This window comes from Pantoea sp. CFCC18179 (assembly GCF_059412405.1).
Window position 1 is genome coordinate 255,797 of record NZ_JBNBPM010000002.1, and the last position, 22,230, is coordinate 278,026.

Here is a 22,230-nt window from a genome sequence, read left to right on the forward strand (position 1 = left end):
GTTGATTAAGAATTATCTTAGATTACTGCACTGCTGTGACATTTTTATGTCACAGCAGTGTGATTCCGTAGGGTCGCCATTTAGGGTGACCTGCAAAAAATTACTCTTCTTTCAATGCTTCAGTAACGTGACCAATCGCGCGAACCACTTCGCTGGAACTGCCGCGAATATCCGCCATCATGCCGCCAGCTTCTTGTGCTAATACCACGCCCTGATCGGCGCGTTTCAGGTTAGATGCAATCCCTTTCAACGCTTTTTCCGCCAAAGTATGGTTGTGTTGCACCATGTTCTCAATTTCGGTGGTGGCGCGGTTAATGTTCGCCGCCAGGGTACGCACTTCATTGGCGACCACGGCAAAACTGCGACCGTGTTGACCGGCGCGCGCGGCTTCCACCGCGGCGTTGAGCGCCAGCAAATTGGTTTGATCGGCGATGCGGCGAATGCTCTCAACAATCGCGCCAATGCGATCGGAGGATTCGCTCAGGTTACTGATATCGCCGGAAATACCGTGCAGTTCACCGGCCAAATCATTCATGGTTTGCACGCTGTTTTCGATCACCGTCGCACCCAAACGGGTGCTTTCGCTGGTTTGCAGCGCGGTTTGATACGCTTGCTGCGCCGCTTCACGTTCCTGATGGTTTTTCTCCACCTGCGCGGTGACATCGGTGGCGAACTTCACCACTTTGTACAGCTCGCCATCTTCGTTGAACACCGGGTTATAGGTGGCGCGCAGCCACACGGTTTGGCCGCGTTTATTCACGCGCTGGAACTGGCCGGAGATAAATTCGCCCTGATTCAGCTTGTGCCAGAAACGGCGATATTCGTCGCTCTGCGCGAGCTCCGGCGGACAAAATTGACTGTGATGCACGCCAATCACTTCATCACTGCGATAACCCATGGTTTTCAGAAAGTTATCGTTGGTCATCAATACTTCGCCTTTGAGGTTAAAGGCGATCACCGCCATCGAACGCTCAATTGCGGTGGTCATGGCGCGCTGCTCCTGCGCATCCATGATGCGCGCGGTGATATCGCTCGCCAGCTTGACGATTTTCACCACGCGACCGCTGCGATCCTGCACCGGTACATAATTGGCTTCCAGCCAAATAGGGCGGCTGTGTTTCGCCACGCGCAGGAATTTATCGCTGAAACCTTCACCGCGATTCAGCCGCCGCCAAAAGTCGCGATACTGCGCAGAGTTAATCAAATCGGCGGTGCAGAACATGCTGTGATGCTGCCCAACGATCTCTTTGAGCGTGTAGCCCATGCGCTCCAGAAACAGTTCATTGGCGGTGAGAATGTGGCCTTCCGGCGTGAATTCGACCATAGCGATAGCATCCTGCAACGAACTGAGCGTTGCCATGCTATGGCTGCGTTTTTGCCACGCGAGGCGTGACAGGATTCCCGATGTAATTGTGCTAAACATGGCGGACCTTATTATTGGTATGGGTTGTCAGCACGGTTATCGGCACAAGCGATTAAAAATTCACCGATAACAGCGATAGGTGAATCAATTTTTTACCGGATGGTCTGGAGGTTGCTTTAAAAGGCATCAGTCAGATGATTTTTGCCGAAAAGCGTTTGACGGTGCGGCCTGAGTAGGGTTTAATGCGCCCCGTTGCCCGGATAGCTCAGTCGGTAGAGCAGGGGATTGAAAATCCCCGTGTCCGTGGTTCGATTCCGCGTCCGGGCACCATACATCGAAGCACACTGGTTAGAAGTGAGATCTCTAACGGGTGTCTAAACGAAGGTGGTGTTCAAGCAACGTTGGCTGCATGTGTAGATGCACCATCCAAGATTGAACATAAAAATCTTCAAGAAAGGGTACCAGTTGCTGCTGGTGCCCTTTTCTCGTTGGCGTAAATAATTACAACGCATGTTATAATTGTCAACTTGTAATGATCACACGATTTCAGCGATCGCTTAGAGCTTCCGCTAGGATGCGACCAAAGCCACTGGTAGCCCAGGTTATAAGAATTGTGTTATTGGACAGATTCATGATTTGCCTTGCCAGTCAGAATGATTGAAAGGCCACGCGCAGCGAACTGATGAGAGTAGTACGCTGGAATCTTTACTGCAGGTGCAGGAAGCTTGCAGACTTAAGGCTGTGCTGCTCCGGTTGCCCTCAGCAGAGGCCAAGTCCGGTACAGGGCGCGGTGGATGACGGTAAGGCCTACGGCAAGTAAGAAATGAGATGCAAAAAATTCTTATATCCGACGACTATGATTGTCTACAGTGATATTTTCTTCTGAGTGCATACCGAAAATTAGTTTTCGATTGGCCGTTAACCTTCAAATGACGCTCACTCATTGGCAGATGCGCTATTATCTACCCTTGACTTAGAGTAAACTAAATATAACCGTCTTTCGAAATCCTTAGCATTGTATTTTTTAACTTCAGATTTTAACCATGTAATTTCTGCCAACACAATTTTATCGAAAATCTGTTTTTCCTGTGCTCGACTCAACCATTCCCTGTAGAATAATTTTATCTGTGACTCGTTCATTCCTGGGGAAGCATACTTCTTCATTCTGACAGCAACATTCATACAATAATAAAAATGATTAATTATCCGGACTTTTTCAATCAGCCCCTCATCATCAACTTTATGATGATTTAATGAGTTTTTGTCATTTTGATTATTCATAGTCGTTAACTCTAAACATATTTGCAGGTGTTGAGGCTGCTGCCATACAGCAGCCTCAATCCATTACTTGTTTTAATTAATAAGTTCTTTAGCTTTATTCACTACGTTCTCAACCGTAAAGCCAAACTCTTTGAACAGCTGATCCGCTGGAGCAGACTCACCGAATGTGGTCATGCCGACGATCGCGCCGTTCAGGCCGGTGTATTTGAACCAGTAATCGGCGATACCCGCTTCAATCGCCACGCGCGCAGCAACGGCTTTCGGCAGCACGGATTCACGATAGGCCGCATCCTGCTTATCAAACGCATCGGTCGATGGCATAGACACCACCCGCACCTTGCGACCTTCCGCCGTCAGCTGCTCGTACGCACCCACTGCCAGTTCCACTTCTGAACCGGTGGCGATCAGGATCAACTCCGGCGTGCCGTTGCTGTCTTTCAGCACGTAACCGCCGCGCGCCACGTTTGCCAGCTGCTCAGCCGTACGATCCTGCTGCGCCAGGTTCTGACGCGAGAAGATCAGCGCCGATGGGCCATCAACGCGCTCGATGGCGTATTTCCACGCTACCGCCGATTCAACCTGGTCGCACGGACGCCACAGGCTCATGTTTGGCGTCACGCGCAGGCTGGCCATCTGCTCAACCGGCTGGTGCGTCGGACCATCTTCGCCCAGACCAATCGAGTCGTGGGTGTAAACCATTACCTGACGGATTTTCATCAGCGCAGCCATACGCGCCGCGTTACGCGCATATTCCACGAACATCAGGAAGGTGGCGGTGTACGGCAGGAAACCGCCGTGCAGCGCAATACCGTTGGCAATCGCGGTCATGCCGAATTCGCGCACGCCGTAATGAATGTAATTACCGGCCGCATCTTCGTTGATCGGCTTAGAACCCGACCACATGGTGAGGTTGCTTGGCGCCAGGTCAGCGGAGCCGCCCAGATATTCCGGCAGGATTTTACCGAAGGCTTCGATGGCGTTCTGCGAGGCTTTGCGGCTGGCGATTTTCGCCGGATTGGCCTGCAACTGCTCAATGAATTTCTGTGATTCAGTTGCCCAGTTAGCGGGCAGCTCGTTGTTGACGCGACGCTTGAACTCAGCTGCCAGTTCCGGATGGGCAGCGGCGTAGGCAGCGAATTTCTTATCCCACGCGGACTCTTTCGCCTGGCCCGCTTCTTTGGCATCCCACTGCGCATAGATGTCAGACGGGATTTCAAACGGACCGTGGTTCCAGCCCAGTTGTTTACGGGTCAGGGCGATTTCATCGGCACCCAGCGGTGCGCCGTGCGAATCGTGCGTGCCAGCTTTGTTAGGTGAACCGAAACCAATCACGGTTTTGCACATCAGCAGTGAAGGCTTGTCGGAAACCGCTTTGGCTTCTTCGACGGCTTTCTTAATCGCGTCGGCATCGTGACCGTCCACGCCGCGCACCACGTGCCAGTCGTAGGCTTCAAAGCGTTTTGCGGTGTCGTCGGTGAACCAGCCATCCACGTGACCGTCGATAGAAATGCCGTTGTCATCATAGAAAGCAACCAGTTTGCCCAGCTTCAGGGTACCGGCGATGGAGCAGACTTCGTGTGAGATGCCTTCCATCATGCAGCCGTCGCCCATGAACACGTAGGTGTTGTGGTCTACGATGTCATGGCCTGGGCGGTTGAACTGCGCCGCCAGCGTGCGTTCAGCAATAGCAAAACCTACCGCGTTAGCTATGCCCTGACCCAGCGGGCCGGTGGTGGTTTCGACGCCTGCGGTGTAGCCGTATTCTGGATGGCCTGGAGTTTTAGAGTGCAGCTGACGGAAGTTCTGCAGCTCGCTCATCGGCAGGTCGTAGCCAGTGAGGTGCAGCAGGCTATAAATCAGCATTGAGCCGTGACCGTTCGACAGCACGAAGCGGTCACGATCTGCCCACAGCGGGTTAGTAGGGTTATGGTTCAGGAAGTCACGCCACAGCACTTCGGCGATGTCCGCCATGCCCATTGGGGCACCCGGATGTCCCGAATTGGCTTTCTGTACTGCATCCATACTTAACGCGCGAATGGCGTTGGCCAGAGTTTTACGTTGCATTGCTTATTCCCCTTCCAGTAATTGAGAGAGCATTGATTCAAGTTTGTTCTGGTCAGCTGCAAAGAGGCGGATGCCTTCAGCCAGTTTTTCCACTGCCATCGCATCTTCGTTATGGAGCCAACGGAAAGCATCTTCAGTCAGAGCTGCGGGCGCTTTTATGACATTTGACGGAGGCGAGAGATGGCGAACGACGGTTGAACCGCTACTCTCTAGGGCTTTCAGGAGTTTTGGAGCAATTGTCAGGCGATCACATCCAGCAAGCGCAATGATCTGCTCAGTGCGTCGGAAGCTGGCTCCCATGACAATAGTCTGATAGCCATGAAGCTTATAATAATCATAGATTTGGCGAACAGATGCGACGCCACGGTCGTCACATACGTGGTAAGTGTCTTGTGGGGATTTCTTTTGATACCAGTCGTAGATGCGTCCGACAAATGGTGAGATCAGCCATACACCAGCTTCGGCACAGGCGCGGGCCTGTGCAAACGAGAAAATAAGTGTCAGATTGCAGTTAATGCTTTCTTTCTCAAGCGCTTCAGCAGCACGAATACCTTCCCACGTTGCCGCAATCTTGATTAGCACACGAGATTTTTCTATCCCAGCTTCCTGATACAGCGCAATGAGCTGTTTTGCGCTTTTAATGCAGGCATCCGTATTAAAAGAATAACGTGCATCGACTTCGGTAGAGATTCTACCTGGAATATATTTAAGAATCTCACAACCGATATTAACTGTTAATTTTTCGCTGGCTGCTTTGATTTGATCCGCAAATTCATTCTCATGCTTGCGTGCATACGCAACGGCATCACGAATTAGCGGGGCATACTGTTCCAGTTCAGATGCCTGAAGAATTAGTGACGGGTTGGTTGTGGCATCTTCAGGCAGAAAAGATCTGATAGCCTCTATATCACCGCTGTCCGCTACTACCGTCGTATATTTCTTCAAAGAAGTTAAAGCAGTCATGATTGTTAATTTTCCCGTAATGAGACGCACCGACTCTATTCATGTGAATTAAAGTCAGTAAAAGCGACCAGTAATCGATAGCAATTACTGGTCAGTTATATTCAACTTATTTTACGTTGGCGATAATTTCGCTCGTCAATTCGGAAAGATGCTTTTCCTTATCGAGAGTTTTAGGGAAAATATCGACAAATCCCTTGAGGCCTAAGCTAGAGGCGACTTTTCCAGCCATCGACAGTGGATGGATGTGATCCAGCGAGGTACCAATCACCTTAATCCGTATGTGAGCGTTGTTGATGTCTGCTGCACACCATCCAGGATCGCAGGTAACGATGTTTCTCAGCAACGCGGGCAGATGCGGTTGTGGATGAACAAACAGTTTTTCCAGCGACTGCGCGTTATCTTCAGATTCAAGCTGTAACGCTTTAAACGCATCGGAATTTACAAACCGCTCTCGGCCTTGCTGATCGCCGTACAGCGCAAGAAAATCTGCCGCGATACTGAATATCATCAAATTTGTCGGGGCTGCGCTATCTGACCAGGCTGGGCGAACCAGCGTTAACGATTTCACTCTCTCCGGGTGCAATGCAGTAAAGCGTGCAGTAACCGCTGCACCCATTGAAATGCCCGCAAAAAAAGCACGTTCAATCTTTAGGTGGTCCAGCAATGCCAATAAATCGTCGGCAAAAGTTATGATGCCAAGCTGCTCTGAGTTGCCCACATCTGAAAGACCATGGCCACGACATTCGAGGGTAATTAGCCTGTAATCATCCGACCGAAAAGATTGCCGGGTTTGTTGATGGTCACCCGTCAACCCGTGCTGAAAAATCAGCACAGGACCGTCACCACCGCTGTCGTAATAGCTCAGCTTTAATCCTTGATGGTTAAAACTGTGGAGCATTTCAGTCTTCCTCCCGGACCAGATATTGATCCAGCATCTGCGATACCGCTTCAGCTTCATCTGCTGCCAGTCCGTGTGTGACGATGCAGCCGTCAAAACCGGTTTTAGCCAACTCGCTCAGGTACCATGCATAATCGAGAACGCCACGACCGGCAGTTGCAAAAGTCCCGTCCTGATTGCGGTCCTTGGCGTGCGCAATGGCGATATCTGCACCGACCAATTTAATCGCATCAGAAACAATCTGACGTTGCTCATCAAGAGTGGCGACTTCGAATAAGTTTGCAGGATCAAAAATGACCTTCAGGCGCGGATTGCCAAGTTGGTCAATTAAGCGGCGAGCCTTCTCTGCTGAGTTAATAACGTTGGCCAGCTCAGGTTCGATACCCAGGCAGACGTCATGCCTGGCGGCGATTTCCAGTGCGCGCGTCATCGTTTCGGTGAGCGTCTGCCAGGCTTCTGGCGTGTTATTTTCTGGATGAAAACGCCACTGATCTTCGGCATCAAGCGTTCCGGTGCAAAGCGTTGCGAGCGGGCAGTTAAGTTTGGCTGCTGCAGCACAAATGCTATCAAGGCAGACTAAACCATGCTCAATTACTGCAGAGTCCGGATGTGTAATATTGAAAGTGGCCGAAATTGCTTCAATACGAATACCGTGTTTTTCAACCGCAGCGGCGATATCGCGAATGGCGGAGTCTGGTACGTTTTCCGGCAGCGCAGATAGACCTGCGCTGGCAAAGTTAAATTGTGTCGCCTGATAACCAAGAGACTTAATCAGTGCAAAGTTAGCGTCTACGTTTTCGGTCGAGAATGTTTTTGAAAAAATACCCTTATCCATCAGATAGCCCCTTTCGCGTCAGCAATGCGCACTGATTTACCGGTACGCACTGACTCCTGAACCGCAGCCATCGCTTTAACGATGTACAGACCGTCATCAACACTGGTGCCAGTGATCACACCGTTGTTGAGGATGGTTTCAGCAAATGCCTCAACCTGACGGCGATAGAAGTGGCCATCGGCAGCCAGTGGGCGGCTCCAGGTTGCGCTCTCTTCATGGAAAATATCAACGTCACTGGATTTGAACAGCCATGGGTTGTATGTCTTGCCCAGTACGCTACCGTTCTCGCCGTAAATCTGGAACCCTTCATGCCAGTCCATGCGGACGCCAACGCTCAGATCCAGATGGCCCAGCGCGCCGTTAGCAAATGCGATATCCATGAACCAGCAATGCACGCCACCCCGTTTGATAAAGCGTGCTTCTACGTCGGTTATTTCACCACCGAGGAATGAAGCGGTATCAATCAGATGGCTGCCATGAGCCAGCATGTAGTACTGCTGTAAATCAGCTTTGGGATCAACCGAGGGTTTGCGTTTTGCTGCGCTACCAATGATTTTGGGTTGAACTGCATTGGTCACGGTATAGCGGTGACTGTTATCGCCATACCAACCTTTGTAGGCCACAAGTGCGCCCATTTCACCCTGGATGAAATCTCTGGCTGCCTGGATACCGCCGTCAAAGCGCTTCATGTGCGCGACCTGGAATACGCGACCGCTTGACCGTGCAACCTGAGCAATCTCTTCGGCTTCTTCAACACTGATGCCTAATGGCTTTTCACATAGCACATGCTTCCCTGCACGCAGAGCCATGAGAGAAAGAGGTACATGGAAAGCATCTGCCGTTGCGATAATCACTGCATCAACATTTTCATCATCCAGCATCTGTTGATAATCAGCGTATGCCACGCGAGGAGCCCACATCGCGGCCATACGGTCACGCAAATCATCTGCGCTGTCGCAGATGGCATAAAGTTCTGCATTATCCGCTTTGGTGCAGGACTCAAAATGGGCAGCCTGAGAAATAGGGCCACAACCTAGAACACCAACGCGAAGGACTTTTTTATCAGTTGTCATTTCCATTTCCTTAAACCATTTGCTGTAGGACCGGAGCCTGGATGGCGTTCGTGCGGGTGACCTTGAAATCATCATCACAGGCGGGAGACCGTATTATCTCGCCGCCCAAAAATCGGAAAACAGAAACGAAATGGTTTATTTTTTTCCGCTTTTAACTAAATGCACTGTTGGCTACTGCTTTACATCACAAAAATAACGTCTGAATCAGCACTAAAACCGGAAATACATTTTGCAGATTTGGAGCATCAGGCGCAGGCAACCACTGACCGGGCCCGAAGGCGTCAATCTGATGTATTTCAATGAGTAAATTTCGATGCGGTTAATGAATATTTCCGATTTCACCGCATCGAAGAAAAGAGTGTGTTTGTCAGGTTAAATCTGAAAACAACGCTTCAATTTCAAGCCAGTTATTAACCCGGCGATAACCCGTAATATTGCGGTTGTGTGGTGCAGAGAACAAAATGCCTTCACCACAAAAATGCTGAAAATGGCGCGCGTTGTCATCAATAAGGTAATCGGCTTTTAGAATGCTTTTATTGCCACAAAAGACGATGTTCATTGGGCTGATGAAGGGGAAATTCTGCTCCATCCATTCAAATTTTGCATTGAAAGAACGGGGAAACTCCATCGCTGCCGTAGTGATAAATATTTCATGAGTTTCGGCCAGTTTTTTTATTACCCGCTGGCTATCTGGCATCACGTCCAGATTGGCAAAGAAATCGACTTCACCAATCATCTCTTCGATCTGGTCTTTAATATCCGGACGAAGTTGCTGGATAGTCAAACCATCCAGGTCGGCAAGGCTGATTTGCGCATTAAATCGGGTGTTAAAACTGGGGATCATCTTGCTGTTAAAGTCAGCAATTACCTCATCCATATCTATCGCAATTCTTTTCATTACATTCACTCTTTTGTATGTCGGTAAGGAGTTACGAACGGTTCTTCCCAGAGAGTAGCATGTATTTTTGCAGGATCAGTTGATAGAGCGGCTCTCCGGCCTGCAGGCCTGTTAACTGCGTTACCACCTGTTCTACACCGTCAGAAATGATGTTGCGGCGGATCTGCATCGACTCTTCATCATCGATGTCCTCATACAACAAGGCAGCAGCGGCAGCGGTTGCCAAGCCGTGCGGCACAACACCTAGTTTCATCGCTTGCGACGCAGGGTAAATGATGCGCTCATCTGCTCTTAATTTTCGTCCTGGCGAACGGCCAACACGACGCACACCATCAACAATCTCAGGGTTTTTGAAGCGTTCCAGAGTGGTGTGAATGTAATCTCGATGCGCGCTTTCACTGAAATCATGGCGGTCCAACAGGAATGCGGCGGATTCATCCAGCACGGCATTGATAGTCAGGCGCACACGTTCATTGGCCAGTGATTCACCGATAGTACGGAAGCCGTAATACGCACCCAGCCATGCAATAGCGGTGTGGCTGGTATTGATGGTGTAGAGTTTACGCTCAATGTATGGCGTTAAATCCTCTACCCAATGAGCACCGTCGAGCTCTGGCGGCTCACCAATGCAGCCACGAAGATCAATGTCCCATTCCTGATAAATTTCAGTCTTCACCGTCAGGATATCTTCGTTTTTCTGAATAGGAACAATGCGGTCAACAGCGGCATCAGGAAATCCGGCGATGCTATTAATTTTGTCGTGCTGCGATTCTGGAATGTGGCTGAAAACGTATGTTTTCAGCGCGCTGCTTCCGCCGGTCATATTTTCACAAGCGATGATGTTGACGGGCGAGCCAGATTGTTCAAGACGTGCTTGCAGCCCTGTGGCGATCACTGGCGCAATGTGCGGAAGAATATGCGGGCCTATCGCCGTAGTGACAATATCCGCGTCACAGAAAGCCTGCGTCACACTGGCAACATCATTAATATTCAACGCACTGACGCCGTTAACAACTTCTGAAAACGGGGTTGCGCCTACAAAATCGACCAGATAGCCATTGCGGGCGTTCAACTCATCAATCAGCACCTGACTTACATCGACAAACGTAACTGCGTAGCCTGATTTGGCCAAATTAAGCCCGATAAATCCCCTGCCAATGTTACCGGCACCAAAATGTAGCGCTTTCATATTTTGACTCCGTGAGAGGGCGCATTGCTGCGCCCTAATTAACTGTCAGGCGGCCTTGTCGCCCGATAAAATATCCAGGACATCATTAACGTTGCGAGTAGTGGCCAGCTTTTCGATCAGCTTTTCATCGTCGAGCGCATTGGTCAGGCTGCTGATGACAAACAGGTGTTCGTCATTACGAGCCGCGATACCAATGACCAGCCGCGCTCGGTCATCCTCTTCCTCGCCGAATTGCACACCATCCGGGAACTGGCAGAAAACTACGCCGGTCTTTAGCACACGATCTTTGGCGGCAATCGTGCCATGAGGCACCGCAATCGATTCACCCAAGTAGGTTGATGAGAGCGCTTCACGTTCGATCATCGCATCCACGTATTCCGCCGTAACGAAGCCGTTCGATACCAACATTGATCCGGCAAAACGAATGGCCTGTTCTTTGTTGTCGGCCTTCAGACCTAAATAGACATTGCTCTCAGTCAGTCGGAAAATTTCCCCTTCATTGACCACATCAGCTTGGGCTGGGGCGGCAACAGAGGGTTTCTCCGAGTTGCCTGACAGTCGAGCGGTCAGCGCCTGATACAGTTCGCCGTTTAAGAAATTGGTCAGCGATATATGCAGCGCTGACGGCGAGCGGTTCAGCGCGTTGTGCGTCAGATCCCGGTGAGTAATCACCAGATCTTCATTTCCAGTCAGGTTATTTACTGCACTATTGGTCACCGAAATATGGGTCAAACCGGCTTCTTTGACCTTTTTGCGCAGCATGCCAGCGCCCATTGCGCTTGAACCCATCCCCGCATCACAGGCGACGACAATTCGGGTTACAGCTTTGAGACGTTCGGCTGGAATATCACTAGGTGCGGTATAGGCTGCTGATGCAGCTTGAGGTAGCTGGCCTTTACCCTTCTTCTTCATATCCTGGGTACGTTTTTGTGATTCTTCGAAATCCTGGCTCTCATTGCGACTCAGTTTCAGGATGAAAGCGCTAATCACAAATGACACGACCGTACCAGATACAACCCCAGCAATGGTGGCAGTAAAACCACCGCGCGGAGTCATCGCCAGATAAGAGAAGATGCTACCCGGTGACGGGAATGCGACCAGTCCGGCGTTGAAGAACATAAAGGTCACTACACCGGCCATGCCGCCCAGGATCATTGGGATGATCATGAGTGGTTTCATCAGCACATACGGGAAGTAAATTTCGTGAATACCACCGAGGAAGTGAATAATCACAGCGGTTGGCGCTGACTGCTTACTGGCACCTTTACCAAATAACCAGAATGCGAGCAGCAGCCCCAATCCCGGCCCCGGACTGGTTTCCAGCATGAAGAAGATCGATTTTCCACCATTGGCAAGTGAATCCTGCAGGCCGAGCGGTGCATAGATCCCTTGTTCAATGGCATTATTAAGGAACAACACTTTCGCCGGTTCGTTAACAATCGACAGCAGCGGTAAATAACCAGCTTTAACCATGTACTGAATGCCGGACATCAACAGATGGTTTACTTCATAGACTACCGGGCCAACGCCTTTGTAAGAGATCAGCGCCAGCAACATGCCAATAATGCCGATAGAGAAGTTATTAACCAGCATTTCGAAGCCGGATGGAATACGGCCATCGACGAAACGGTCGAATCGCTTAATGATGTAGCCAGATAGCGGGCCCATCACCATCGCGCCGAGGAACATAGGAATATCGGCACCGACGATAACGCCCATGGTGGCGATCGCACCAATCACGCCTCCGCGCTCGCCACCTACCGCTTTACCGCCGGTATATCCAATCAGCAGGGGAAGCAGGAAGCGGATCATTGGGCCAACCAGCTCTGCCAGTTGGGCATTTGGAATCCAGCCAGTTGGTATAAACAGTGCGGTGATTAATCCCCACGCGATAAACGCGCCGATGTTGGGTAACACCATGCCGGATAAAAATCCGCCCATGGCCTGAATCCGTTCTCTTTTCCCTGTTGTATTCATAGTTGGGTTCTCGAGGCAGTAACGTTGTGTAGGGCATACGCCCCATAAAGGGGCGCTGCAGGTTTAAAGCAACCTGTTTAGACAGGTTTTCGCTTATTCAAGGTTGGCGTGACGTTTGAACATAGTGCCGGAATCTTTGCTTTTTACTTCCATCAGCTTGAGGATCACCACGTCCAGGAACAGGAACAGACTCTGTTCAAACAGCGATCCCATTGGCTGAATTGAAGTCAGTCCATTGTCGCTGGCGGCTTTAGGTGTTGGAGCCGGAATACGCACACTGATATCAGCCAGCTTGCCAATGGTGGATTCTGGGAAAATAGTAACCAGCGCAAGGGTGCCGCCGAGTGCTTTAGCTTTAGTTGCCATGGAAACCAGGCTGCCGGTTTCACCAGAGCCTGAGCCAATCAATAGCACATCGCCCGGCTCAAGGTTTGGCGTCACGGTTTCACCCACGACGTAGGCATCAAAGCCCATGTGCATCAGACGCATGGCAAAAGCTTTGGCTGCAAAACCAGAACGACCCGCACCTGCAACTAAAATCTTTCCAGCGCCTAACAGCTTTTCCGTCAGGGCTTCAGCGCTCTGATCGTCAATCTGGCCCAGTGTTTTGCTGAGTTCTTCAATTACTTGAACGCTGTATTCACTGCTTTTCATGTCGATATTCTCTTTTGATTAACGTGCTGAACGGAGTTTTTCAGAGATAAGGCGGGCTTCATTAACCGGATCCGCGGCGCGAGAAATGCCGCTGCCGATAATGGCAACATCAGCACCGTTTTCCTGGTACACATCGAGAGTTGAGAGCGTGATACCGCCAGCAACGAAAATCACTGACTGTTTGCTGCAGTTACGCATCGCTATAAGATCATCCAGCGGCGTACGTCCGGCAGCCTGTTGGTCTACGCCGGTATGCACTGCCAGTGCGGTGACGCCTGCGTCTTCCAACTGGCGAACTTTCTCTTCTAGGTCTGGGACACAGATCATGTCGATAACCACCATGCCGTCATAAGGAGCAGCGGCTTCGAGGCAACCTTTCACGGTAAGAATATCGGTCACACCTAATACCGTGATGGCATCGGCACCGGCATCAAATGCCAGGCGTGCTTCGTATTCACCTGCGTCCATGATTTTGGTGTCAGCAAGTACCTGCAAATGTGGCCAGCGCTTTTTAATTTCGCGTACTGGCACCATTCCATCCTGAATGATGAAAGGCGTACCGATTTCCACGATGTCCACATAGCTGTGAACTTTCTCCAGCAAAGTCAGGGCATCGTCGAGGGTGATGTCATCTAAAGCCAATTGAAGTTTCATTTGGATTCCTTGGGTTGTTTGCGATTTGAAGCCACTTGGCAACTAAAACCGCATATCTTGAACCTATATCGCAACTGATACGCAAGCTATTACTTGCGATTGAGGCTGTCAATCCAAAGTGATGGTTATACGACCTGGATCACAAAATCTAATTTATCGGCCATATACCCAGAGATTCAGCGGTTCTTTGGGAGCGGTAAGTGAAATTGAAAAAATTGCGAAATTTGGGAAAAATTGAAAAATCGCAAAGCCTCAGCTAGTGTGTCCCAATATTTTGAAAGGAGGCCCGTCGCGCCATGAGTGGAAATGCAACCGAGAAACGCCGTCACAAATTGGCGGAGATGCTGATATCAGAAGGGAGTTTGCGTGTTGGCGTTCTCTCCGAAAGGCTCGGCGTATCAACCGAAACCATTCGCAAGGATCTGCTCTCGCTGGAAGAAAAAGGCATCGTGCGTAAAAGTCACGGTAGCGCAGTACCGGCTAGTACCTTTCTTGAAATCGAACGTTCTATGGAACGTAAAAGCCACGAAAATACTGAAATCAAGAATCGCATCGCCCAGGCTGCAGCCGAGTTAATTCCAGAACGCGGTATGGTTTTACTGGATACCGGGAGTACGGTTTACAGTCTGGCCCGACTGCTCTATCTGAAGAAGGGATTGCATATTTTTACCAATGCCGTCACGAACGTGCAGGCGGTTGCGGGAAGCGATAATGAGATCTACCTAATTGGTGGGAAATTCCGATCTACCAGTATGGCGTCGGTGGGTATGTGGGGGATGGACATTCTGAGCAGCATCAACGCAGACATCGTGTTCCTTGGAACCGATGGCTTTGCCGGTTCATCAGGTCCATGCACGGCGTCGTACGATGAAGCAGAAGTAAAAACGGCCATGATCCGTGCTGCTCGTACCCGAGTCGTAGTTAGCGACAGCTCCAAGATGTCGATTACCAGCCTGTTTAAGTTCTGCGACTGGAGCATGATTGATCATCTGATCACCGATGGTGACGTCGATGCTCACACGCTTGATAAGCTGAGAAACCAGGTGAATGTTATTGTGGTATGACATTCACCTGATTCATCGACGATTCACGCTATTCAATCCAGACCTGGCTGAAGTCGGGCCATCCGATAGTGTTCAAATCCCGCCACGTAAACGCTGAATCGGATTCATAATCCAGCCAGTGATGGAATAGAGGTAGTAACCAGCGTTCACGCGTCAGATGCATGAAGTGTTTGGCGACCACTTCACGGAAGGTTGTGTAATCCTGGCCGCCAGCATTGTTCAATATGGCGGTCAGCATTTCGATTTGTTCCTTTGGTAAACGTCTGAGACAGTTATCGCCTGTCAGCCAGTTTTTGAATGATGCAACATCTTCAAAATCGACCATGAAATTAGTCAGCCAGATATCAATTCCGCTCAGTTTACCCGACATAAATTCCAGAAAAGAGACTTCCTGAATCTCGCAGCTGATGCCATGCGACTGTAAAAGACGGCTAATGCCCTTAGCAAGATGAACCAGCTCAGGCTGGCTGAACGTTGCCAGCGTCAATGGCTGATTATTACCAAATGCCGGATTGGAAACGCCATAGTCAATCGTTCGATGGTTCCAGTCCGGCAGCATTCCTGCCGAGAAAGACAGAGACGAAGCGTAATCCCTTTTCAGCTCACTGAGTCTGAGGATTTCAACGCTCTGCAGCACATCATTGAGAAAGCTACGCCAGTGAAAATCAGCACAGTGACCTGCGCGATCAACCAGAAGATAGCTGGCACCCTGGTCTAACTTACGCTCGCGCGGCTTGTTGATCGCTTCGGACTGATATGTTCGCAATAGCGATATGAAACCCATGTTCATATCTTGCGTATCAAAGGGATAGATATTGACTTCATCGATCATGGGTGATGCGTAGTGGAAGTACCGATTCTTACGCATACACAGCAGTGAAGAGGTGTGCTCGGCGATATAGAACGGTCCTGAACACAAAATTTTGCCTTCATGTGTGCGGAATATTTTTGCCGGTATGGTGGACATCAACTCAGCAAAATGGCGATCCGGGCGGATAAGCGTAAACGTAATTCTTAGCTCGCCCTGCACAGTGATTTGCTCGATATCGCGGAAGAGATCGCGAAAGGCCGGTGACTGACGCGCATTATCAATACAGCGACGAATGTGCTCGGCAGTAAGTAAACTGCCATCTGAAAAATGAAGCCCTTTTCTCAGAAAGAACTGCCACTCGTCCTTAATTTCATTATTCAGCCAGTAGTGGGCAAGATCTGGCACAGCCTGTTTCTGGAAGGGATCGAAGCGAGTCAACCCACTGAAGCACTGGCGAATCAGGTGGCGCTCAGTTCGTCTCTGGGGAACAACCGGTTTGAGCTCATCAACAGGACGGTAATACGGAATTTTGATATTCACGCCATCGTTAGTAATGAACGTACCAAAATTCTCCCGTACCAAATCTCTGATTTTCTGCTGCTGGCCAGCGGCTTTTTTGCCACTTTTGACGAAATGATTATGTTCGATCATCTCAGCAAAATTGTCCTGCTCCACCTGCTGTGGTGTCACCAGAAACTTGAGAACCGAACGTTTACCTCTCCCTCTGGCGGGCTCCCAGATTACCCAGCCACTGGTGCTCATCTTATTGAGGAGAATACGTGCGTTGCGCTCGCTACTGTTGACCGCTTTCGCAACTTCTTCTAACTGCAGCGACGTTTCCTGCTTTCCGCCAAACAGCATATAGATTCTGAGAAAGTGTTGTTCCAGTGTTGCCATAATTTCCGGTTTTCACTCCATTTGCCGCTTTTAATAGCAGTTATGTAACTAAACCGTGATCATTTTCAAGTTACTTTCCCGTTTTATGTAATACCGGAAGCTAATTTCACGGATCTCACCAGGTTTTTACTTGCCGCTCTGGCCGCCATGATGAATGTCAGGATTTTGTTTTTTACTGCCAAATATAAACAGGAAAATAATCATGACTTCTCCGGTACGCCGTTTTGATCCAGCCACATTACCTTCAAACAGACTACTGACTGAGCTTTCACTGTGGTCCGCAGACCTTATGAATCTGGGCACTGAAGTGGCTCGCGTTGATGAACTGGCTGACATCTATCACATCGATACAGCTGACGGCCATTTCTCACCTTATATGCTGTTTTTCCCGGATGTTGTGGCGCAATTACGCCCACTAACCCAACGTCCACTTCATGTCCATCTAATGATGGCCGACAGTATTCTCGATGAGCAAATCGACCAGTTCGCTGAAGCAGGTGCCGACCTGATCTCCATTCATGCAGAGAATAAGAACGTCGATGCCGCTATCAGCCGAATCGAATCTCACGGCTGTGCCGCAGGCGTCGTGCTCCAGCTGTACACTCCGGTATCTGCAGTAGAGCAGTGGATTGATCGCCTGAGCATCATCACATTGCTGGGTACACGTATGGGCGTGAAAGGACAGGATTTGGCACCAGAAGCCTGCGAGCGCCTGGTCGAAGCCCGCCAACTTATTAATCGTTATTCAGCACAAAAACGCATCATCCTTGCCGCCGACGGCGCAATTCGCACTCATACCGTTCCCATGCTGCGCGAAAGCGGAGCTGACACCGTTGTGATGGGTTCCCTGGCATTCAATGCAGAAAGCTACGAAGACACCATTAACTGGAGTCGCTCTCTGCGCTAATTCAATCTGTACCCTACGGCCAAACAGAGGCAGCAAAATGATAAAAACATTACTCACTGAAGATGTTATCTGCCTGAATCTTCAGTCAAAAAATAAAGCCGACCTTTTCCATGAAATGGCTCAACTGCTTTTTCGTGCGGGAAGAATCAGTGACGAAAAACAATTCCTCCAGGACGTTTTGAGCCGCGAATCGGAGGGCAACACCGGCTTTGACGATGGCATTGCCATTCCACATGCAAAAAGCGCGGCGGTCATCAAACCTGCTTTTGCTATCGGTATTAGCCGTGATGGCATTGATTACGGTTCCGAAGATGGAGAACTCAGCCGCTTCATTTTCATGATTGCTTCGCCAGCGTCTGGCGGCGATCACCATATTGAAGTACTTGCCAGCCTATCTTCGCGATTTATTGAAGATGGCTTCACTCAGCGCTTGCTCAAAGCTCCAAACGCTAATGAAGTTATTAAATTGCTGACAGAAGAGCGCGAAGAACAACCAACGTCGGCGACGGAGCAAAAAGGCTTTCTGATCGGTGTTACGGGTTGTCCGGCTGGTATTGCACATACTTACCTTGCTGCGGAGTCATTAGAAAAAGCCGCCAGAGAGATGGGCTATCGCATCAAAGTTGAGACCAATGGCTCAATCGGCGTGAAAAACAGCCCGACCGCACAGGAAATTCAGGATGCTGACGCTATTTTAGTTTGCAGCGATAAGCAGGTTGAGCTGGAAAGATTTGCCGGTAAGCGCACCTATATCACGAACGTCAAAGCGCCGATTAAATCAGGTCGTGATGTCATTACAAATGGGCTTTCGGCACCATTGCTGGCAAAAAGCAGCGATCAGCAAAAATCGCAGTCCGCCTCAACCCACTCTGAAAGCGCCGGTAAAAACCTGTATCGCTACCTCATGAACGGCGTATCTCATATGATTCCATTCGTGGTTACGGGTGGATTGATGATCGCGCTGTCACTGACGATTGGCGGCGTGCCAACGCCAGAAGGCATGAAAATACCGGATGGCAGCATATGGCAGTCGGTGCTTAGCGTCGGTTCGGTCGCGTTCCAGTTGATGATTCCAGTACTGGCTGCATACATAGCCTTTGCAATTGGTGAACGTCCGGCACTTGCTCCGGGATTCATTGGTGGATGGATAGCAAACACCGGAAGTTTTTATGGCGCCGCTGCCGGTACGGGTTTTATCGGCGCTATCATCGCCGGTCTATTGGTTGGATACGTTGTTAAATGGCTGGCAACCCGCAACTGGCACAAGATATTGCAACCTCTGGTTCCAATTTTGATTGCTCCATTGTTGGGTACTCTGTTCATTTCGGCACTGTTCATCTTTGTCATCGGAGCCCCAATTTCCGGCATGATGCACAGTATGAATAACATGCTCGTCTCTTTGAGTGGCGGAAGCCTGGTATTGCTGGGTATCGTGATTGGCGGCATGGCCGGATTTGATATGGGTGGGCCATTTAATAAAGTGGCATTCCTGTTTTGCCTTGGGATGTTGGGTTCTGGCCATAGCGAATATATGGGTGCAATTGCTTGCGCGATTCCAGTGGCTCCGCTTGGCATGGGATTGGCTACATTCATTGCACGTAAGCTTGGCATCTTTACGCCAGAAGAAACCGAAGCGGGCAAAGCGTCACTGGCAATGGGATTGATGGGCATTTCAGAAGGCGCTATACCGTTTGCAGCACGTGATCCACTTAGCGTGATTCCGGCAAATATCGTGGGAAGCATGCTGGCTGCGGTGATGGCTTTCCTGTTTGGCATCACCAACCAGGTTGCGCATGGTGGCCCGGTTGTGGCTTTACTGGGAGCGATGAACAAACCAGTATTGGCCTTCCTGGCAATGGGTTGTGGAGCACTACTGACGACAGTAGTCGTGATATCAATTAAATACATCAAGTTGAAATCAGCGTCAGCTAAAAAAGAACGTGATAATTTAGCTGCCAGGCAATCTCTGACTAATTAATCAGAAATATAGTCCGCCGGGAACAAATACCCAGGCGGACTATGCACAATAACCTATCTATGTAGAAACATAATCCCTGATGTTCTTTTGGTCAGTATGTAAACCCAGCTCTTTTTCCAACGTTCTTCCGGTTATATCCAGATTGATATCGATATATTCCATCGTTGTCGTTAAGCTTCGATGCCCCAATAATCCTCTTACCATCTGTAAATTTCTATCTGGTGACTTCATTAATTCAGATGCGAGGGTATGCCTGAAGCGGTGTGGCGACACTGCAAAACCGCATTCTTTTGATAATCGCCTAAAGAAAGATTTTATAGGTTGTATTGGCGGAATCTCAGATAATTTTTGACGGTCTTCCGCGCTGCAGACATAGCGATTAACATCAAAAAGTGCATCACTCGAATTCGAATCATTTTCGATAGCTTTAGATAACAACGCTTCTAACTGTACTTTTAATGGCCCAACAATGGGTACTCGCCACTCTCTGTGAGTTTTACTGCCATCGAGGCGCAGTTCGATCCAGTTCTCCTCCAGATTGACGTCCTTAAGCCGTAAATGCATTAACTGATTCACCCGCATACCGGTATAGCGAAGCGTATCTAGCACCGTTATCCAGTACCATGCCGGATACAAAGCACAACGCTTCATTTCGATGGTCGTAATCTTCTGGTCCATGTCAGCGTACTGCTGCATTAATAAATAAACGCGGGTTAATTGCTGGCGAGATAACGTCTTTTTTCGCTTGTTATCGGCGCGCATTGAAACGTCGTTGAAAGGGTTTTCAACCTGATTCACGAGGTCGGCTTTAATGGCAAAATTAAGCAGCGCGCGCATATGGGCTACTTTGTTATTCCAGGTGTTGGCCGATGACTTTTCTACATTAATCACATGACGACGCCATTGTTGAACGTCGCGGCGACTGATGTCGCCTGGCTTCTTTTCCTCACCGTAATATTTACGGAAAACATTAACGACTTTGCGATAGCTCCATTCCGTATCCGGGCGAAGCACTTTCACAAAGAAGTATTCGTCGAGCAAAAATTCCCAGCTAGTATCGCTTACCTGACTCATAACATTTCCTTTAATCAGCAAAATAACCGCTGCTCCCAAGGCAGCAACTCTCCTCCTTACACCTTCCTGAAAAGCGTCAGGGAACCACTAAAAACTGGCTATCATCAGGCACATGATTGGCCTGAAACAGCACTGTGGATTTGACCAGATAGCCTTTCACACGTTTATAAGGGCCGTTACGGTCGGCACTGTTGTAGAGAGTGGCAAACGTAAACCGCTTGCCGTTGTTACGCCGATGTCGGTTGAGTCTTTCAAACCCTGCCTGAACGTTTTCACGTTCGTCTGCAGACTGACCGGTATGCTTCAGATAACGATAAAAAATTCCCGGTACCAGCAAGAAAACAAAACCTGCGACCAGTTGCACGCGTGAATCTGCTTCATTGCATGCTATCGTTCCATTTTCGAGACCCTCACTCAGCCAGTACCAAAAGGCCTCGCCGATCTGTTTCTTAGAAATTTGTGAGCTTGTCTCAGGTGCTACAGGGGCCGATTCTTGATCAGGTTTTGGCGGTTGATAAGTATTTCTGACGTTTATTTGATCACTTTCGGAAGATCCGTAGGTCATGAAATCAATCACTTGGTGATCGCCGTCTGAATTTATTCCTATTTTTTGGGTTTGATTTTCATCTAAATCAGAACCAATACTCCATTCCCGGTGACGTATCTTAAATTGTTCCTCCAGATCAAAACTGGCTCCAGCCTGTGACGTCACATTACCTTGATTAAAGTATTGTTCGTAAACATCATCGAGCTCGGATCGTGGCGCGTTATTGTGCGTTTTAACGTCCACCGCACGAAGATGTAATTCCTCATCATCGACGTGAGTATTTTCCGCTAAATTTGATGGCTTGCGGCTGAGCCGATCTGAAACTCTGTTAATTAAATCGTGGATCTGTTTTTCCGGCGATTCGAATCCAGCTAACTCTAAATAAAAGCAATTTCTCGCAGCGGGCTGAGATTCTAGCCAACGGATCGCTTCTTTAGGCAGCATGGCAACAGCAAATGCGAGACGTGTTACTCCCGCAGCGTCTAAACCATGATCAACGTGATTCAGCTGGAAGCGAAACGGTTGTTGCGGCGCAATTGATAGCGGATTCCAGCTTTGGCCATCATCCAGTTCGCCCTCAATGTTCAACAATTCCGGGACATACCAATAAAGCGCTAGCCAAAACACCAGGCAATTCCAGTGGCTGCTCTGTGCAGATTGGTCCTCTGGCAGCGCGTTGGCTGGCAGAATCATGCCTTTAGCCAGTTGCATCATTACCACGATATTTTGAAGCGTTAGGTCAAGTAAACCGCCGCTATTACGCCATTCCGGTAAACGTCCCGTGGGCAGATTTTGGAAGCGTTCAGCCAGCTCCTGCAGCGGCTCCAGGCAAAAGGAGTCGAAGAGAGAGCGGGATAGCAAAGAGCTCTGCCAGATTTTCTTTACCTGCATCTGCCGCACTGGCGTGCCTAGCAGCGTTGGGTAATTTTGCGGTGTGAAGTAGCCTTCGCGTTTAGTCAGTAATGAAGGCTGAATAGTGCTGCGTCTTAATTTGTATTGTAATTTTGGGAACATGATTCACCTCCGGATCGGGGGCACTATCGTTCCAGGCGGCAATTAATCACAGCCTAAAATCATTTTTGGAAAATGCGATTAAATTGCCC

General features: G+C 49.4%; 18 protein-coding genes and 1 tRNA gene. 4 read left to right on the forward strand and 15 right to left on the reverse strand.

What is annotated here, in order from left to right; translation table 11 throughout:
* Positions 1 to 100 precede the first annotated feature (100 nt).
* Entirely contained in the window at positions 101 to 1,423 is a 1,323-nt protein-coding gene (locus ACPUC7_RS05775; protein ID WP_494922097.1) for a methyl-accepting chemotaxis protein, read from the reverse strand.
* Between the two features lie 194 nt (positions 1,424 to 1,617).
* On the opposite strand from ACPUC7_RS05775, the gene ACPUC7_RS05780 reads away from it, so the two are divergent.
* A tRNA-Phe gene (locus tag ACPUC7_RS05780) sits at positions 1,618 to 1,693 on the forward strand.
* A 606-nt stretch (positions 1,694 to 2,299) separates the two neighbouring features.
* On the opposite strand, the gene ACPUC7_RS05785 is transcribed toward ACPUC7_RS05780, so the two are convergent.
* The 11 genes from ACPUC7_RS05785 to hxlA form a co-directional block, all read right to left on the reverse strand.
* Complete coding sequence (locus ACPUC7_RS05785; RefSeq protein WP_494922098.1) at positions 2,300 to 2,644, reverse strand: hypothetical protein; 345 nt, start codon at positions 2,642 to 2,644, stop codon at positions 2,300 to 2,302.
* 72 nt (positions 2,645 to 2,716) lie between these two features.
* Positions 2,717 to 4,708, reverse strand: a complete 1,992-nt coding sequence (gene tkt / locus ACPUC7_RS05790; RefSeq protein ID WP_494922099.1) for a transketolase — start codon at positions 4,706 to 4,708, stop codon at positions 2,717 to 2,719.
* 3 nt (positions 4,709 to 4,711) lie between these two features.
* Positions 4,712 to 5,671 (reverse strand): transaldolase, encoded by a 960-nt coding sequence (gene tal / locus ACPUC7_RS05795; protein ID WP_494922100.1) that lies wholly within the window; start codon positions 5,669 to 5,671, stop codon positions 4,712 to 4,714.
* 106 nt (positions 5,672 to 5,777) lie between these two features.
* On the reverse strand, positions 5,778 to 6,569 hold the full coding sequence (locus ACPUC7_RS05800) for an alpha/beta fold hydrolase (RefSeq protein ID WP_494922101.1): 792 nt from the start codon (positions 6,567 to 6,569) through the stop codon (positions 5,778 to 5,780).
* A 1-nt stretch (position 6,570) separates the two neighbouring features.
* The gene (locus tag ACPUC7_RS05805) at positions 6,571 to 7,404 is read right to left on the reverse strand and encodes a sugar phosphate isomerase/epimerase family protein (protein WP_494922102.1); all 834 of its coding nucleotides are present in this window, start codon (positions 7,402 to 7,404) and stop codon (positions 6,571 to 6,573) included.
* The gene (locus ACPUC7_RS05810; RefSeq protein ID WP_494922103.1) at positions 7,404 to 8,477 is read right to left on the reverse strand and encodes a Gfo/Idh/MocA family protein; all 1,074 of its coding nucleotides are present in this window, start codon (positions 8,475 to 8,477) and stop codon (positions 7,404 to 7,406) included. Before ACPUC7_RS05810 ends, ACPUC7_RS05805 begins: the two co-directional genes overlap by 1 nt.
* A gap of 367 nt (positions 8,478 to 8,844) precedes the next feature.
* A complete protein-coding gene (locus ACPUC7_RS05815; RefSeq protein ID WP_494922104.1) occupies positions 8,845 to 9,375 on the reverse strand; it encodes a 5' nucleotidase, NT5C type in 531 nt (176 codons plus the stop codon).
* Positions 9,376 to 9,406: 31 nt separating this feature from the next.
* A complete protein-coding gene (locus ACPUC7_RS05820; protein ID WP_494922105.1) occupies positions 9,407 to 10,564 on the reverse strand; it encodes a mannitol-1-phosphate 5-dehydrogenase in 1,158 nt (385 codons plus the stop codon).
* Positions 10,565 to 10,609: 45 nt separating this feature from the next.
* Positions 10,610 to 12,541, reverse strand: coding sequence for a PTS mannitol transporter subunit IICBA (locus ACPUC7_RS05825; protein WP_494922106.1), 1,932 nt, complete (start codon positions 12,539 to 12,541; stop codon positions 10,610 to 10,612).
* A gap of 93 nt (positions 12,542 to 12,634) precedes the next feature.
* Positions 12,635 to 13,195 carry a 6-phospho-3-hexuloisomerase gene (hxlB, locus tag ACPUC7_RS05830; protein WP_494922107.1) on the reverse strand — a complete coding sequence of 187 codons (561 nt, stop codon included), beginning with the start codon at positions 13,193 to 13,195 and terminating at the stop codon, positions 12,635 to 12,637.
* 18 nt (positions 13,196 to 13,213) lie between these two features.
* Positions 13,214 to 13,849, reverse strand: a complete 636-nt coding sequence (gene hxlA / locus ACPUC7_RS05835; protein ID WP_494922108.1) for a 3-hexulose-6-phosphate synthase — start codon at positions 13,847 to 13,849, stop codon at positions 13,214 to 13,216.
* Positions 13,850 to 14,145: 296 nt separating this feature from the next.
* Here hxlA and ACPUC7_RS05840 point away from each other — a divergent pair, with 296 nt between their 5' ends.
* Positions 14,146 to 14,913, forward strand: a complete 768-nt coding sequence (locus tag ACPUC7_RS05840; protein ID WP_494922109.1) for a DeoR/GlpR family DNA-binding transcription regulator — start codon at positions 14,146 to 14,148, stop codon at positions 14,911 to 14,913.
* 28 nt (positions 14,914 to 14,941) lie between these two features.
* Here the strand turns inward: ACPUC7_RS05840 and ACPUC7_RS05845 are convergent, their stop codons facing one another.
* Entirely contained in the window at positions 14,942 to 16,621 is a 1,680-nt protein-coding gene (locus tag ACPUC7_RS05845) for an SgrR family transcriptional regulator (RefSeq protein ID WP_494922110.1), read from the reverse strand.
* 202 nt (positions 16,622 to 16,823) lie between these two features.
* On the opposite strand from ACPUC7_RS05845, the gene ACPUC7_RS05850 reads away from it, so the two are divergent.
* Positions 16,824 to 17,528 carry a ribulose-phosphate 3-epimerase gene (locus ACPUC7_RS05850; RefSeq protein WP_494922111.1) on the forward strand — a complete coding sequence of 235 codons (705 nt, stop codon included), beginning with the start codon at positions 16,824 to 16,826 and terminating at the stop codon, positions 17,526 to 17,528.
* 37 nt (positions 17,529 to 17,565) lie between these two features.
* Positions 17,566 to 19,506, forward strand: coding sequence for a PTS fructose transporter subunit IIABC (locus tag ACPUC7_RS05855; RefSeq protein WP_494922112.1), 1,941 nt, complete (start codon positions 17,566 to 17,568; stop codon positions 19,504 to 19,506).
* Between the two features lie 57 nt (positions 19,507 to 19,563).
* Here the strand turns inward: ACPUC7_RS05855 and ACPUC7_RS05860 are convergent, their stop codons facing one another.
* Together ACPUC7_RS05860 and ACPUC7_RS05865 are read right to left on the reverse strand one after the other, a co-directional pair.
* On the reverse strand, positions 19,564 to 20,580 hold the full coding sequence (locus ACPUC7_RS05860; RefSeq protein ID WP_494922113.1) for a tyrosine-type recombinase/integrase: 1,017 nt from the start codon (positions 20,578 to 20,580) through the stop codon (positions 19,564 to 19,566).
* A 76-nt stretch (positions 20,581 to 20,656) separates the two neighbouring features.
* Positions 20,657 to 22,141, reverse strand: a complete 1,485-nt coding sequence (locus tag ACPUC7_RS05865; RefSeq protein WP_494922114.1) for a conjugal transfer nickase/helicase domain-containing protein — start codon at positions 22,139 to 22,141, stop codon at positions 20,657 to 20,659.
* Between the last annotated feature and the right edge of the window lie 89 nt (positions 22,142 to 22,230).

What these genes read in the sequence shown, in the direction of transcription:
- ACPUC7_RS05860 (WP_494922113.1), bottom strand. Translation starts at nt 20,580, where the DNA reads ATGAGTCAGGTAAGCGATACTAGCTGGGAATTTTTGCTCGACGAATAC.
- ACPUC7_RS05840 (WP_494922109.1), top strand. Translation starts at nt 14,146, where the DNA reads ATGAGTGGAAATGCAACCGAGAAACGCCGTCACAAATTGGCGGAGATG.
- ACPUC7_RS05805 (WP_494922102.1), bottom strand. Translation starts at nt 7,404, where the DNA reads ATGGATAAGGGTATTTTTTCAAAAACATTCTCGACCGAAAACGTAGAC.
- ACPUC7_RS05850 (WP_494922111.1), top strand. Translation starts at nt 16,824, where the DNA reads ATGACTTCTCCGGTACGCCGTTTTGATCCAGCCACATTACCTTCAAAC.
- hxlB (WP_494922107.1), bottom strand. Translation starts at nt 13,195, where the DNA reads ATGAAAAGCAGTGAATACAGCGTTCAAGTAATTGAAGAACTCAGCAAA.
- ACPUC7_RS05815 (WP_494922104.1), bottom strand. Translation starts at nt 9,375, where the DNA reads ATGAAAAGAATTGCGATAGATATGGATGAGGTAATTGCTGACTTTAAC.
- ACPUC7_RS05825 (WP_494922106.1), bottom strand. Translation starts at nt 12,541, where the DNA reads ATGAATACAACAGGGAAAAGAGAACGGATTCAGGCCATGGGCGGATTT.
- ACPUC7_RS05775 (WP_494922097.1), bottom strand. Translation starts at nt 1,423, where the DNA reads ATGTTTAGCACAATTACATCGGGAATCCTGTCACGCCTCGCGTGGCAA.
- ACPUC7_RS05865 (WP_494922114.1), bottom strand. Translation starts at nt 22,141, where the DNA reads ATGTTCCCAAAATTACAATACAAATTAAGACGCAGCACTATTCAGCCT.
- ACPUC7_RS05820 (WP_494922105.1), bottom strand. Translation starts at nt 10,564, where the DNA reads ATGAAAGCGCTACATTTTGGTGCCGGTAACATTGGCAGGGGATTTATC.
- ACPUC7_RS05855 (WP_494922112.1), top strand. Translation starts at nt 17,566, where the DNA reads ATGATAAAAACATTACTCACTGAAGATGTTATCTGCCTGAATCTTCAG.
- ACPUC7_RS05800 (WP_494922101.1), bottom strand. Translation starts at nt 6,569, where the DNA reads ATGCTCCACAGTTTTAACCATCAAGGATTAAAGCTGAGCTATTACGAC.
- ACPUC7_RS05845 (WP_494922110.1), bottom strand. Translation starts at nt 16,621, where the DNA reads ATGGCAACACTGGAACAACACTTTCTCAGAATCTATATGCTGTTTGGC.
- hxlA (WP_494922108.1), bottom strand. Translation starts at nt 13,849, where the DNA reads ATGAAACTTCAATTGGCTTTAGATGACATCACCCTCGACGATGCCCTG.
- tal (WP_494922100.1), bottom strand. Translation starts at nt 5,671, where the DNA reads ATGACTGCTTTAACTTCTTTGAAGAAATATACGACGGTAGTAGCGGAC.
- ACPUC7_RS05810 (WP_494922103.1), bottom strand. Translation starts at nt 8,477, where the DNA reads ATGACAACTGATAAAAAAGTCCTTCGCGTTGGTGTTCTAGGTTGTGGC.
- tkt (WP_494922099.1), bottom strand. Translation starts at nt 4,708, where the DNA reads ATGCAACGTAAAACTCTGGCCAACGCCATTCGCGCGTTAAGTATGGAT.
- ACPUC7_RS05785 (WP_494922098.1), bottom strand. Translation starts at nt 2,644, where the DNA reads ATGAATAATCAAAATGACAAAAACTCATTAAATCATCATAAAGTTGAT.